This window comes from Butyrivibrio sp., from assembly GCF_017635265.1.
Lineage (GTDB): Bacteria > Bacillota > Clostridia > Lachnospirales > Lachnospiraceae > Butyrivibrio.
This window is the reverse complement of record NZ_JAGBLU010000068.1, coordinates 1-13,775: the sequence shown is the minus strand read 5'-3', so window position 1 is coordinate 13,775 and position 13,775 is coordinate 1. Positions and strand designations below refer to the sequence as shown.

Genomic DNA, 13,775 nt, shown 5'->3' with positions numbered 1-13,775 from the left:
GGTATGATGACCGTATCTGACAGGTTTTTGATCATATTGAAAATACCTGCGTTCCATGCGCTGGGAGTCTGGCTAACCTCTCCGGCGATTGTTCCTACCTTTGTATTCACATCGGTAAACATTCCTTCGAGGTTAGACATTACCCAACCTTGCAGCATTTCCTTTATGAGTTCGGTAATCTTTTCAACGATAGTATTCATCTATCGTTTTCTTCTCCTTATGAGAAGAGTGTAGAGAGCTGAGGGATCACCGTCTGGGCGATGATTACGATACCTCCGCCCGCCATCAGCTGTATTATTCCATTTTCGTAGTAACTTTATTATGAATTTTAGATACGAACTGTATCATAGATATTAGACTGCCAAGGGAGAAGAATCTCCCTCAGCATCATTATTAAGATAATGTTTTTGTGGCTCATTCACTGGTTTGAAGTTATAGTGAATCTCCACCGAAATGTTTCTTGTGCCATCGTTATCAATGTCTTCATGAACAACGATTTTTTTCACAAGCTGATTGAGTGTGTCTGCATCAAGCTCCTTGATATCGACATAATCTCCAACAAATTCTACCCACTTATTATAGCTAGTATTGTACGCCTCATTATCTGCAAGATATTTCTCGTACTCCTCAATCTTGGTAGCTAGGTCATTCTGCTCTTTTGTTGTGCGAGCCATCATGGTATCAAAGTTTTTCTCCGTGATTTTTTCAGAAAGTAGATCATCATAGAGCTTTGATACAAGTCTCTCCAACATATCAAGCCTGTCTCTGGACTTTAAGAGTTGTCTCTGAATAGACTCACGTTCTGCAAGCCTGTCAGCTTCACAGCTTTTCTGAATGTCCTCAGCCACCTCATCAGCATCAAGCGTTTTCTGTGCTATATCCCTTATCTCATTAAGAACAATGTCGTAAAGGGTATCATACTCAACTCTGTGCTGCGTACAATGGTTCTTGCCGTGATGGTTATAGGTCTTGCAGGCATAGATATCAATCGGATTCTTAGCATGAGTCTTACGAATCGTAAGAGCTTTGCCACATTCACCGCACTTAATAAGTCCTGCGAACAGTGAAGTAGAGCCATCACCACGAGAGCATTTTCTCGACTTGATTTTCTCCTGCACCACATCAAAGGTATCCTGATCCACAATCGGCTCATGCGTGTTCTCAACAACAATCCAGTCCTCAGGAGCTTTTTCTCCAAGAACACCAAGCTTGAACTTATAACGCTTTTTCTGTGATGAAACTGCTCCATAATAAACGGGATTTATAAGCATGTCAGTAAGCACTGTATCATCCCACACATACTTTCCGTTTTCAGGATCATCAAGCTCATACTTGGTATAGTGGTTTCTGATGCCTCTCTCCCTGTTCCACCATGTTGGGCAAGGCACTTTGTTCTGTTCAAGTCTACGCTTGATATAGCCCACTCCATGACCATCCATAGCCATTTCAAAGATATCCCTGACATAAGGAGCAGTCTCTTCATCAATAATGAGATGAGTGTTATCCTCTGGATCTTTCTTATATCCAAACGGAGCAACACAACCGGTGAATCTTCCTTTCCTTGCCTGACTCAGATACGCTGTATGAACCTTTTTCGCTATATCTTTTGAATAATGCTCATTGAATATAGCCTTGAAAGGAGCGTAATCATCATCCTTTATGGTATCGATATTGTCATTAACAGCGATATATCTGCAATCATTTCTTGGAAAGAAATCCTCACGAAGCCTTTCAACCTCTAACCTGTCACGTCCAAGTCGGCTATAATCCTTTGTAATTACAAGATTGATTTTTCCGTCTTCAACATCTTTTAGGAGTCTCTGCAATGAAGGTCTTCTCATGTTAAGCCCTGAGAAACCATCATCTACATACTCTTTCTCAATCGACCATCCTTTCTTCTCGCAATAGCTTGTAAGCATTTCACGCTGATGTGAAATACTGGAGCTTTCTCTCTCCCTGATATCATCATCCTTTGAAAGCCTCAGATAAAGACCAACACGATAATTGGGAGCAAATAGCTCTTCCATCTGTTCATAGCTCATATTCATATCAGACCACCTTAGCCAAACCAGACCTGCAATCTTCAAATAAAGCTATGCTCTGATTATAGCCCCTTTCCTCAGATTCCTCTACATTATCAGCAAGATTTCTCCTGATCTTTTCTGTAAGGATGCCAACAAGAACATCCTTTGCTTCTCTCTTCCCCTCATAAAAAGAGATCACCTTTATATTTGTCTTTGCCATTATCTTCTCCATTTCTATACTCAGTTAGGCACTACAGGCACATCTTCAGGCACAAAATAGGCACATCATAATCCCTGTAGTCCTTGTCATTACTGCATCTAGGCACATAGGCACATATTTTCAAACTTGAAATGTGAAAAATGTTTATTGTAAAAAAATAAGGTATCACTTCGAAAGTGATGCCTATCCGCCTATGCGCTTTTCTTGTTCTCAAAGGGCACATCCTTGATCACATGATTAGCATAGATACCCTTATATCCTCTTGCTGTCTTGCCATCAATGGCTGCATTCTTGAGATATTCAATTCCAAGCTTGCCTGCTCTCTGCTTGACTTCTCTTGAAAAAGAACTCTCAGACCTTGGCTTTATTGCGTTTCCTTCGGCCCACATCAGATATGCTTCGTAGAGATCCTTTGTGATACAGATAGCATCAGCATCAAAAGTTACATAGCCTTCAGACTCAAAGAAGTCCATGATACTGTCTTCGTCCTTTCTCATCTCAGCCTGATTCTGCACAGTGCGTTCACTGACAGTAAAATGAAACTCATTAGCAACAAGCCTCTTCAATCCTTCAAGACACCACAGAGCAATGCCTTCCGTTTCCTTGGCAAGCTTTTCTGAAAGATTCCTGTCATCAATTCTTCCGTCAGGCTTATCCTTGACCTTAATGGTTATCTGTCTTCTGTAAAAACCATCCGACTTATCATAAAGGGAGCTTAGAGCCCCATTACCAAAAGCCATGATCCTGACATAAAGATATCCCTGATAACTCTGCTGGCCCTTTCGCTCAAGATTCATCTTGTCTTCCATAGTGACAACCGCTTTGATAACACCGGTATCAGCAAGTGCCTCCATCTTCATGTCATCATCAATCATAAGGAGCATTCCTTCCTGATCGGCAAGTGCAAACCTGTCATAACCAAGTTTATTCACGCTGCATATAGTCATGTTATCGCCAAGCAGATTCCTGCACACAAAGCCGACTCGTGATTTACCTTCACCACCACTTCCAATCAGCATGAGCATAGCCTGTGCCTTGGTTGTTGGAATAAAGCAATATCCCATGAACTCCTGAAGCGTAATGATATCTTCAGGATATAAAAGCTCATCAAGGTATTTGAGCCACCTCTCAGGCTTTGGTGCATCAGAATTGTAATTGATAGGTAGTCTGTTGGAGCAGAATTCTTTCTCAGGAATATAACCTCCATCAATAAAGTAAGTACCGTTCCTGAAATGGACTCTGTCAGTATGCTTGGGAAGCTTATCGGTAAGTGCTTCACACCTGAGAGCTTCTATTATCTGATTGGCTCTCCTGACGATTGCGGTCTTAACATAAGGCTTCAGGATATCAACAATCTCTTTTCTCATGGCATCTATATTCACGGCACCATTTATGTCATAAAAGATACCGCCAACATACCTGAGTGGATGCTTATTCATAAACCATGAGCAGAACTCCACCTCATCAATCTTCCTGCTCTTGGTGTCGTACCATGTCGGAAAATCATCAGATGCAGATTTCTCTTTTTCTATCTGCTCTGCCACTTCCAATATTTTCTTCTTTGTCTCTGGATCCAAGTTCTTTAAGTCTTCGCTCAATTTCTATTGTTCTCCTTCCATAATCAGCAATTAAAAAAGCCCTGTCGGAGATATCACCATTCAGCAAAGTATCAAGCAGATACTCCACATGGTCTGTCTCCTTCAGAGCTTCACAAAAGTAAGGATGCCATTCATCATTTACATCCCTGGGTGCATATTCGATTTTCCATTTCTTCAGCAGATGCAGATAGTCCGATAAGACACGGTACACATGCTTTTCCGACTCCTCAAATTTGAGGAGCAGAGACTTCTTCGGCTCTGTCTTTTGTACTGGAACATAAGATTTTTCATCATAGGATAAGTGAAAGTCCTCACATATCTTGATTGCAGAATCCTTAAGCCCAAGACCGAAATACTTTGAAACAAAATCTACTGCATCTCCCTTCTCGCCACATCCAAAACAGTAATATCTGGTATCAACCTTCATACTTGGGTGCTTATCGCTATGGAACGGACAACAGCACATCCCATAGCGATTCACCTTGATACCATAATTCTCAAATGCCTGTCTTGCCGTGACATTCTCTCTTACAGTATCAAACACACTCAACGGCTCATCTCACCTCGATTCTTCTTGGGAAGATGAATCCTATTGGCATCATCCTCTCTGATTTTGGCTTTGTATTTATCAAGAAGTTCAAGCGTACTTGGTTTGGCTTCTTCCATGATCTCCCTGATAAAGTCGTCTTTCTTCTCAGGAAGTGAGAAAAGCTTTCTGACCTTTCCGATCACCCTGTCTCTGAGAACCTTAAGGTTATTCTGCAGAACTTCCATCTGATGAAATGCATAGTCTCTGAGCTTTTTATCAGCAGTCCTCTCAGGTGACATAAGCCATTTCTTATGATTTTCTATAGCAGTACTCTCTTCTTCTCTAACCTTATCTGTTATGTCGTCGATAAGAGTATCACAGGCTTTGTCATAGGCAATATCAGATACTTCCTTAAGAAGTCCTTCAACATCATCAAGCTTAAGCTCCAGCTTCTCATTCTCCTTGATAAGTCTGTCATTCTCAGCCTGAAGATTTCTACCTATCTCTTCCCAAGTGTCTATGGTGTCATAAAGATTCTTGATGTTGGCATTGAGCTTTTCAATGACATACTCCTGCTTCTCAAGATATTTCTTTCCACCATAGACAGGCTCTTCATCAATCTCAAGACCATACTTCTTGCAAGTCTCCAGAAATAATTTTCTGCATTCTGCATCAAAGCTCATCCTGCGATTGTTATACTTGCCTGATTTCTTCTCAGGATCAGGAAAATCAAATCCGAGTTCCTTAAGAGCTTCTTCCTGCTTAGGCTGACGCTCTCCATATTTGTTTACAACATCAAAAACATGTCTCTCATGGATGTGGGGAGTGCCCTCATCAAGGTGAAGTGCCCAGTCAAGGATATGCATATGACTGCCATATCTTTCCTGAAGCTCATTCAAAAAATCAAAAGTAACCTTCACCAGAACACTATAATCAACATGCTTATCGATATTTCCGATCTGATAGATTGTCTCCTCAGGACAGGTCTTGGGATTCTCTCTGAGGTCATCAGTAGTGCGATTACGTTCGCTATGTCTGGCAGCATTATTTCTTGCATTCTGACCTTCAACGTAATCCTTGTAGACAAGATCATAAAAACCTTTCTCAACTTCAGTGAAGGATGCAAAGTCTTCACCTCTGTCCTCATGACGAACCGCTTCTCTCTGGATGCAGTCCCAATAAATGTTGTTGCGGGTCAGCTCCTTCTGAATCTCGTCTGCTTTCTCCAAGTCAAACTCTCTGTCGTTATGTTTTGGATTGTAAGCTCCATGTGAACCTGACCTTCCATTGTGACGTGATGCTTTCATAAAACAATTTCTCCTTTTGCTCTAAAAAATTTTGTTAACTGCTTAAAGTTTTTTCAAAACTTTGTCCGCGGGCGGGCGCCGTCTTCAAGGGCTAAAAAGGCCCAAGTCGACAAAAAATACCCAGTACTACATGTCGCAAGCGCACATGTAACTGGGCGGGGTTTCACCCTCGACCTGACAAAGGAGCCCTGCTCCCTTGACCCACAGTTGTAAAAATGCGTGCACTCATTTTTACAAGCAAAGAGGATGCTCCTCTCTGCACTCTGCTCCAGAGCAAAGAAAAAGAGATTATCACTCCACGGGATAATCTCCTTTTCTTCGTTCTGGTTTTGAAAAATTCCTCTACGGAATTTTTGCAAAAAGAAAGGGCTCTTCAGGGGTAATGGTGGGTGAAAAATGCCATCATCCCCAGCATTTATGCTGATCATGCGCCTCGAGATTTTCTGTTAGGAAGTGGAATCCTCAAATCCGAGCATACTAAGTAGACCATATCGAGCATGTTTTGGATATTGCGAAAACCATATGCCTTGCGGACGATCAGTTTGATTTTGTTATTAGTAGCCTCAATTCGTGCATTGCTCATACCCAGCCGTATTGCATTGAGTATGTGCTCCCTGTGACGTTTGATCTTGAGGTATAGCTCCTTGAAAGCATCAATCCTGCTGTGACTTGCCCACCAGAGCCACCGCTTAAGAGCGGCTTCTGCTTCGTCAGTATCTTTGATTTTTAAGATGAGACGGAGCGTTTCCTTCATTCGGTAAGCTCGATACAGACGACTGTTATTCTCAGCAATCATGGCAACCCGGTTCTTTTGGTTCTCTGTCAGATTTTCGGGAGCCTTGCCGAGTGCGTAAGCTGAGTTTTTGATTTCATCTGCTTTAGCCTTGGCTGCATTCAATATAGCGGCTTCCGGATCATCTGCCTTGGGGCGTCCTTTCTTACGAGGATGTTCTTTGGATAAGCGTGTGAACTCAGCGTAGGCTTCACGCCATACTTCACGGCGAACCTCGTCAAGAGCTTCCATAGCCCATTGTACGACGTGGAAGGGGTCAACACAGCGCTCACAATCCGGAGTGAACTCGTTAACGCATTCCGTGATCCACTTTGCTCCATCTCCGGTAACAACCTTGATGGATGAAAGCTGTTCTGGAGTAAGCTGTTTGTAGAACTGCGTCAGCACACCTTTACCATGCCCCTGTGCTGCCCAGACAACGGTATTTGTATCGTGGTTAACGATAACCGTAATGTACTTGTGACCTTTCTTATAGCTAGTCTCATCAATGCCAATGTTTATAAGGTTATCAAGTCTTCTGGAGCGCTCAGGTTCAATGTCATTCAGAGTTCTGTTTACACAACGCCCAACTGTTTCCCAGTCGATGCGCATATACTCTGATACAACACTGCGAGGAAGATAAACTGCAAGCCATCCGACTGTCAGATCAAAGTCCCGGGTGAATCCGCTTCCTGGATATGCCCAAGGAACATAGGCTGTCACAACACCATGCTCAGGACACTCTATACGATGTGTCCACCCCTCAACCTCTACGAGTGTTGCACCAAAATCAAGGCTTCTCCAAGTGCGCGGCTGATCTATCCTCTGGTCGTAACGAGGACAGCGTCTGTGGCAGAACGGACAATCATCCTGATGCCATTTATCCGTCCGCGCATGGATTCTGAGGTGGGTAACACCATCCCGATCAAGATAGAAGTTTGCATCTTCTACAACAGCATGATTGACATTGAGCAATTTTTTACATAATGTATTAGCAGAAACCATCTGTGGGTACCTCTGGTATCTCTGTAGTATAGTTTTGACGCTAATACATTACAGAAACACAGATGGTTTTTCAATTGCAAATATACATCAGAGGACTGGCATAGTACCCACCATCATGCCAGAAGCCTCAAAGAAAGACAGTGAATTGCTCCACTGTCTCTAAAAATCAATACATATAAACATTGCTGAACTGGTAGTTTGAATCAGCACTTCCTGTATAATCCACGAAGCCTCCGTTCAGTACAACTGTAACATTTCCTTTTACAGTTGATAAATCTATTACATACTGATGTAATTCATTATCCAAATCAGGATAATTAGCTTCTATTTGTCCAACAACCACTCCAGACTCATCATAGACATATGCTGTAAGTCTTCCATGATCCATAATCTTTTGACCATTAAAGTAAAGATAATTGTATCCTTCATCCATGTTCACAGTAAACTTGATACCAATAAACTCCTTATCTCTTATGTAATCGGTCAAGACCTCTGTGTTATAATCTCTAGCCAACGTTCCATGACAATTTACGATTGCATTTCTTCCATCCTCAGTTATAAACTCAGCTCCGTTAATAGCAACATCCACGCTGTCATCATTTAAAACATCCAACGGCTTTATCCCAGTAAATTCCTCATTCAAAAGCGCTGCAGCATAAAAATCCGCTTCATAATCTTCCTGACCATTTACACTGGAATAATCAAAGTTGGTATAAAAATCATACTCCTGCTTTAAATACTCTTGATAGTTTTCTTCTGTAAGCCTATATTGACCATCATGCATCCACTTAAGAATCAAGCTGTTAATCCATGTAGCATAATGAGGTCCGTCTTTGTAATTATTCAAATCAGTCGTTATATCTGTCCGATTATTAAATGAAAAAAGATGTATATTCTTATGTGGAACAATGAGTTCAGTTATCAAAGCTTCCGCTTCTAATTGTTTGTATAGATTACCCTTTGTTTTCCATTCGTTCCATGTAACAACGCTATATGGCGAATAAAAGTAATAGAAATCAACATCAGGATATTTATCTGCTACACTTGTTACATTAAGATCAATATTCTTTTTAATTACTTCCTTTTCGTCTTCCGATAAATGACTCTGTTCCGTTTCAGTTACCGTAACTCCATTTGGGCTTACGGTATTAATTCCAAAAACATATGAGGGTTGCCATCTAGAGTAATCATCAAACGCTGTTATTCCTGGCTTAAAGCCTTCCTTATCATTATCCAACGTCATTTGATATGCTCTTCCAAAAACAATATCTCTGTTCAAAAGATACTCAACATCATTAAAAGGATTACTATCATACAAATATGTCGGATACTGCCCCAAGTCTAGTCTCATCAAGTCATATGAGTCCATGAATCTTCCCATATCCAAACATCTTATGATGGTTTTTAAGTTGCCATTGTTTTTCAATGCAATCTCTATATTGTCATTGATTTCTTTATAAGATCCACCAGAAAACGCAACCTTAATAGATGTACAATCAAATATATCATCCACCTCGGTCGTCCTAAAATTCTCTGTCATTGACGTTCCTGATACCAAAGTATCATAATCAAAATGCTTGCTTATGCCATCGTTCTGACTTCGTTGATTATTAAGAGAATAAAAATATCTATCCAATTCCGGTTTATGATAATGGAAATAAGGATCTATTTTAAATACCCAATAACCAAAAACACTCAACGCTGACACAACAATGATCAGCCAGCCTATTAACCATGCCTTTACTTTCATATTTCCCTCTTAAAATCCAAAGTATACGAATGTAGATTCTGCTCCCAAACATAAAATACCCCACACAAAAGCAAATGCTGCTAGGAGCAATGAACCAATACTTAAGCTATCTTTCTTCCTATAATTATTTTCTGGAATGAAACAAACAATGCATGCTACCAATATAAATATCAGCATATTAAATCCCCTGACATTCGAAGGCAGCCAATGCAACCCAAGCATATTGTATATAAACTGATTCTCCACCAAGTTAAATGTAGCTATCATGCCATCACTGGCATTTGTACTCTGCATAAACAAAATCTTCAGAAGAATTGTTCTCCACTGCTCAACTGTTTGTGCACTGAACAACAGCCACAGTACGCTTACTGCCACAAATGTAACAAGCCATCTAATTGGCATGAATATTTTCTCTTCAACCTTATCAAACATCCTGTCAATGCAACTAAGCACCCCATGAAGCAATCCCCACAGGATGAACGTCCAATTAGCGCCATGCCACAATCCACTTATCAAAAACACAATTATCGTATTTACATAGGTGAATACGATTCCCTTTCTTGAGCCTCCAAGTGGAATGTAAATATATTTAGTAAGGAACTTAGTGAGTGATATATGCCATCTTTTCCAAAAATCTCTGATTGAAACCGCTTTATATGGAGAATCAAAATTCATTGGAAGATCAATATTTAACATTGATGAAACACCAACAGCCATATCACTATATCCGCTGAAATCAAAGTAAATCTCAAAGGTATAAAAAAGCACCAATAATATACAATCCATTGCTGTTGCAGCATCTATGTTGGTATATGTCCATGTAACCGCTTTTGCAAATGTATCTGCCAACAGTACTTTCTTTATAAGACCTAAGCTGAAAATTTTAATTCCAGTAGTAATATTTGTTAAATCAGCGTGTTTCCTACTTTCTTGATTGAGCTGAGATATATAATCTACTGGATCTATTATGGGACCCATAACAAGTTTCGGAAAATACAGAATGTATGCAACATAATCAACAATGTTATTATTCTCAAGTTCCCCTCGTTCAGTCGCTACTATATATGCAATTTGCTGAAATGTATAAAATGATATTCCCAACGGAAGTATTATTTCCTTAAGTGGAAACTCTTTTCCCAAAAAGGTGTTTATGTTTGTAATAGCAAAGTTCAAATACTTAAAATATAGCAACAGACCTACGTTAACGACTATTGGCAATGACATGATTATTTTATTGCTAATCTTAAGTTTCTTAATCGCCAGTGCCGAACAATAATTTATCAACATGCTTACTCCCAGATAGATAAGCATATTTATTCTTCCCATGGAATAAAAAATGATACTGGCAACAATAATTACAATCTTTCCTAATACTGGTTTAATCCTATTAGCTAAAAAGTAGAGCAACACTGTTATCGGAAGAAAATACAGTATAAACTCGTAGCTATTAAACTGCATAACAACACCATCCATTCATCATTCAAAAAGGTGTACCTTTTTGGATTTCTTTTTATGTCTAACACAACGTTTGTAATTATATCACAAACCGCAGTTATAATGTGGGATTTTGATATTTTTGTGAGTTATATTTCAAACCCATTTTCAACGTTTTTTAAGGTACACCTTCTTGGATTTTTCTACGCATTTATATACTTGGCATTATTGTACACTTTAGCTTTGTAATAGAATGTTGACCTTGGCATATCACATTCTCTAGCTGCTTCTGCAACAGAAAGCTTGCCTGACTTCCATTTCTGATATACTTCATGGAAGTTCTCCGGTAATCCTTTTGGAGGTCTGCCAAATTTAAAACCTCTTGCCTTAGCAGCTGCAATTCCCTCAGCTTGCCTCTGATGAATTGTCCTATATTCACTCTCAGCTACATATGATAAAAGAGCAAGGATTAGGTCACTGATGAATGTTCCTAAGAGATTCTTCTCTCTTCTGGTATCAAGAATCGGCATATCAATTACTACCACATCCGCACCCTTTTCCTTTGTGATAATGCGCCATTGCTCACTAAGATCTCTGTAGCTACGTCCAAGCCTGTCAATAGACTTGATATAGAGAACAGAATTACTATCCAATCTTCGGAGCATCTTCTTATATTGCGGTCTCTCAAAGTTTTTACCTGAAAGCTTGTCAAGAAAGATGTTCTTCTCAGGCACTCCCATCTCTTTAAGAGCTATAATCTGCCTATCCTCATTCTGCTCTCTTGTTGACGTGCGGGCATAACCATAAATCTTTTGTTTTTCTTCCATGATGAAATCTCCTCTCTGTTGGGCAATAAAAAAACAATCCAGTTTCTATTCCAGATTGTTTATCACAGCAGTTCCATATTTTCTCCAATTTCAGGCGACATATCCTTTGTATATCAAGTCGCCAAGTTCTTCACGCACAGAAGCATACATACAGTAATAAGCAAACTGACAAGTTATTTCAGCCAGCTTATTTCTTAAGCTGCATGCATTTGCCTTGGTAATCGGATCAACCATGAGTATACAAGCCATGCCTAACCTCTTATGAGTATCCCTTAAGCTCGGACTCCCATAAACATAAAGCACTTCCTTTTCTCCATCTGTTAATCTGTTCATTGAAACACCTTCCTTTCGTGATTTTTATAATAAAAAAAGCAACCAAGATTTCTCTCGATTGCTTCATTTCTCGCTATATTCAAGTTTTTAGTACCTTTTCCAATTGTAATGCTATCATCTCCGAAAGCCTTCTGCAAGGGACAGCAGGGGGACAAAAGGGAGACATTAGGGGGACATTTGGGGGACATTTGCCATCCCGCTATTTTTTACATTCTAATAATATCACGCCCATTTTCTTAATGGAATCTACAAAACGTAACAAAACATAACATTTCATAACGTTTACGCTACATTTTGTGACAAAATGTGACGCACCATCTTCAACCTAATAATATCACAGCTCTATTCTTCCTAAAAGATGCACCATGGGTGAACTTTGAGGGCACTTTGGGTGAACTTTTGGGGCATCTATGGTGCATGCTCTTATCGACTGCTCATATTTGAGCAGCCATCATAATCATATCATTCGCACTTTTGAAATAAAACCCTATAACCTTCCCACTTTTTCCCGATTATATCCTAAATTACAGTTCGCATCCGCAGGTCTGGTTTGCATCCTTTCTTCCATATTATGTTCCCACGATTATGGAATAAGATGCTTAATTCCCTGGCTCTTTGCTCCGGGATTGTCATTGCCGTATCCTTCGAGCAGGTTGATGATGCCCCATACTGCAACGCCCGCTCCGATGGCGGTTACGACGGTTTTGAGTGCTGTTACGCTGTTAGTGAAAAAAGCCATTTTTTAATCGAACACCTGTTCTTTTATAGCCGCGAAATCCTTTATTTTCGGCATTTTCGCCATTACGCATATTTTCTCAAAATACGCAATTCGGACTACATCGGCTAATCAGATGTCCATCCTCCTTCCAAATTTGTGAATTGATTTTTGATAGTTTCGTTTGGAAGGCATAAAAATACCTGCGCTCATATATCCGATTTCTGATACAATAAGCACAGGTCTGGTTTATGCCATTCCTGCATGGGCAGGCGGTGCTGTTAGCTTGGTAGGCACACATCGTCTGCTCTCATTTTGTGGCGGAATCCGCATCAGGCTTGTCCGTAAGGATCCGTTTAGCTTCATCCTATGAAGTTGTAGTTGCGGTCTCGGCTCAGGTTTGGGATTTCTCCTCCGTCTTGCCTTGTACCTGTTCAATTTTTCCTGTTTCAGCATCATATTCATATGCTGCGTCCATATTGTCATCCGGCTTTACAACCGCATGGCCTAAGCTCTTGACATATTTTTCAATGTCGAATTCTTTCTTTGCGTCATAATCGGACAGCTTCTTGTACTGCTTATGCTGTGTAATATCGAACTTGTCTGAGAAAAAAGGTCTCACGCCTCTCAGCTGCATGATACATTTCCCGCCGTCCATGACTGCTATCTCATCCTGGCTCATGAGTTCTTTCCCTGTCTTCTGATAATTCAGACCATAGGACTGGCTCGTACCTCTTGTATCAGAAGTGTTATAAAGATCAATCGTCTCCTTGCCGAGTATTTCTGCCATTTCTTTCAAGGTTGTCTTTTCCTTGCCTCCCAAAAACAGGGTTGTGTCGCAGTTGCCCTCAATCGTGTCGGCGTTGTCCTTATATATAGCCTTGAGCTGGGATTTCGACTGTAAAATAATAGAAGCCGATATTTCACGCGATCTGATGGTCGCTATCAACTTCTCAAACTTGGGGATCTGGCCGATGTTTGCGAACTCGTCCAGCAGACATCGCACATGAACCGGCAGTCTCCCGTTATAAACATTATCCGCTATCTCGCAGAGCAGGTTGAACAGCTGGGTGTACATTATACTGACGATAAAGTTGAAAGTATCATCCGTATCGGAGATGATTACGAACAATGCCGTCCTCTCTGTTCCCAGCTTATGAAGCTCCAGTTCGTCATAACTGGTAAGCTCCCGAAGCTCTGCAATATCAAACGGAGCAAGCCTTGCACCGCATGAAATAAGAATACTTTTCGCGGTCTTGCC

General features: G+C 40.5%; 12 protein-coding genes and 2 pseudogenes. All 14 read right to left on the bottom strand.

Annotated elements, in window-relative coordinates; genetic code table 11:
* Positions 1 to 200 (bottom strand): annotated as a pseudogene (locus J6O61_RS08155) (VirB6/TrbL-like conjugal transfer protein, CD1112 family); the annotation flags it as partial.
* A 17-nt stretch (positions 201 to 217) separates the two neighbouring features.
* Complete coding sequence (locus tag J6O61_RS19590) at positions 218 to 295, bottom strand: Maff2 family mobile element protein (protein ID WP_292211777.1); 78 nt, start codon at positions 293 to 295, stop codon at positions 218 to 220.
* Positions 296 to 353: 58 nt separating this feature from the next.
* Positions 354 to 2,048, bottom strand: a complete 1,695-nt coding sequence (locus tag J6O61_RS08145) for a recombinase family protein (protein WP_292211772.1) — start codon at positions 2,046 to 2,048, stop codon at positions 354 to 356.
* A gap of 1 nt (position 2,049) precedes the next feature.
* Positions 2,050 to 2,244, bottom strand: a complete 195-nt coding sequence (locus tag J6O61_RS08140; protein ID WP_292211770.1) for a hypothetical protein — start codon at positions 2,242 to 2,244, stop codon at positions 2,050 to 2,052.
* A 191-nt stretch (positions 2,245 to 2,435) separates the two neighbouring features.
* Positions 2,436 to 3,842: a DNA primase family protein gene (locus tag J6O61_RS08135; protein ID WP_292211768.1), complete on the bottom strand. Its 1,407-nt coding sequence runs from the start codon at positions 3,840 to 3,842 to the stop codon at positions 2,436 to 2,438.
* Entirely contained in the window at positions 3,751 to 4,386 is a 636-nt protein-coding gene (locus J6O61_RS08130) for a CHC2 zinc finger domain-containing protein (RefSeq protein WP_292211774.1), read from the bottom strand. Before J6O61_RS08130 ends, J6O61_RS08135 begins: the two co-directional genes overlap by 92 nt.
* 2 nt (positions 4,387 to 4,388) lie before the next feature.
* Entirely contained in the window at positions 4,389 to 5,678 is a 1,290-nt protein-coding gene (locus tag J6O61_RS08125) for a serine/arginine repetitive matrix protein 2 (RefSeq protein ID WP_292211766.1), read from the bottom strand.
* Positions 5,679 to 6,102: 424 nt separating this feature from the next.
* Positions 6,103 to 7,455, bottom strand: coding sequence for an ISL3 family transposase (locus tag J6O61_RS08120; RefSeq protein WP_292211764.1), 1,353 nt, complete (start codon positions 7,453 to 7,455; stop codon positions 6,103 to 6,105).
* A 166-nt stretch (positions 7,456 to 7,621) separates the two neighbouring features.
* Entirely contained in the window at positions 7,622 to 9,205 is a 1,584-nt protein-coding gene (locus tag J6O61_RS08115) for a hypothetical protein (protein ID WP_292211762.1), read from the bottom strand.
* A gap of 9 nt (positions 9,206 to 9,214) precedes the next feature.
* Positions 9,215 to 10,678, bottom strand: a complete 1,464-nt coding sequence (locus J6O61_RS08110; protein WP_292211758.1) for an MBOAT family O-acyltransferase — start codon at positions 10,676 to 10,678, stop codon at positions 9,215 to 9,217.
* Positions 10,679 to 10,842: 164 nt separating this feature from the next.
* Positions 10,843 to 11,466, bottom strand: coding sequence for a recombinase family protein (locus J6O61_RS08105; RefSeq protein WP_292211756.1), 624 nt, complete (start codon positions 11,464 to 11,466; stop codon positions 10,843 to 10,845).
* Positions 11,467 to 11,556: 90 nt separating this feature from the next.
* Entirely contained in the window at positions 11,557 to 11,799 is a 243-nt protein-coding gene (locus J6O61_RS08100) for a hypothetical protein (RefSeq protein WP_292211754.1), read from the bottom strand.
* 589 nt (positions 11,800 to 12,388) lie between these two features.
* Positions 12,389 to 12,538: pseudogene (locus J6O61_RS08095) on the bottom strand (Maff2 family mobile element protein); the annotation flags it as partial.
* Positions 12,539 to 12,908: 370 nt separating this feature from the next.
* The coding region (locus J6O61_RS08090; protein WP_292211752.1) for a VirD4-like conjugal transfer protein, CD1115 family at positions 12,909 to 13,775 on the bottom strand (867 nt) is incomplete at its 5' end.

Excerpts from the sequence above, each read along its gene's own strand:
- J6O61_RS08105 (WP_292211756.1), bottom strand. The coding sequence starts at position 11,466 with ATGGAAGAAAAACAAAAGATTTATGGTTATGCCCGCACGTCAACAAGA.
- J6O61_RS08140 (WP_292211770.1), bottom strand. The coding sequence starts at position 2,244 with ATGGCAAAGACAAATATAAAGGTGATCTCTTTTTATGAGGGGAAGAGA.
- J6O61_RS08110 (WP_292211758.1), bottom strand. The coding sequence starts at position 10,678 with ATGGATGGTGTTGTTATGCAGTTTAATAGCTACGAGTTTATACTGTAT.
- J6O61_RS08115 (WP_292211762.1), bottom strand. The coding sequence starts at position 9,205 with ATGAAAGTAAAGGCATGGTTAATAGGCTGGCTGATCATTGTTGTGTCA.
- J6O61_RS08145 (WP_292211772.1), bottom strand. The coding sequence starts at position 2,048 with ATGAATATGAGCTATGAACAGATGGAAGAGCTATTTGCTCCCAATTAT.
- J6O61_RS08100 (WP_292211754.1), bottom strand. The coding sequence starts at position 11,799 with ATGAACAGATTAACAGATGGAGAAAAGGAAGTGCTTTATGTTTATGGG.
- J6O61_RS08120 (WP_292211764.1), bottom strand. The coding sequence starts at position 7,455 with ATGGTTTCTGCTAATACATTATGTAAAAAATTGCTCAATGTCAATCAT.
- J6O61_RS08125 (WP_292211766.1), bottom strand. The coding sequence starts at position 5,678 with ATGAAAGCATCACGTCACAATGGAAGGTCAGGTTCACATGGAGCTTAC.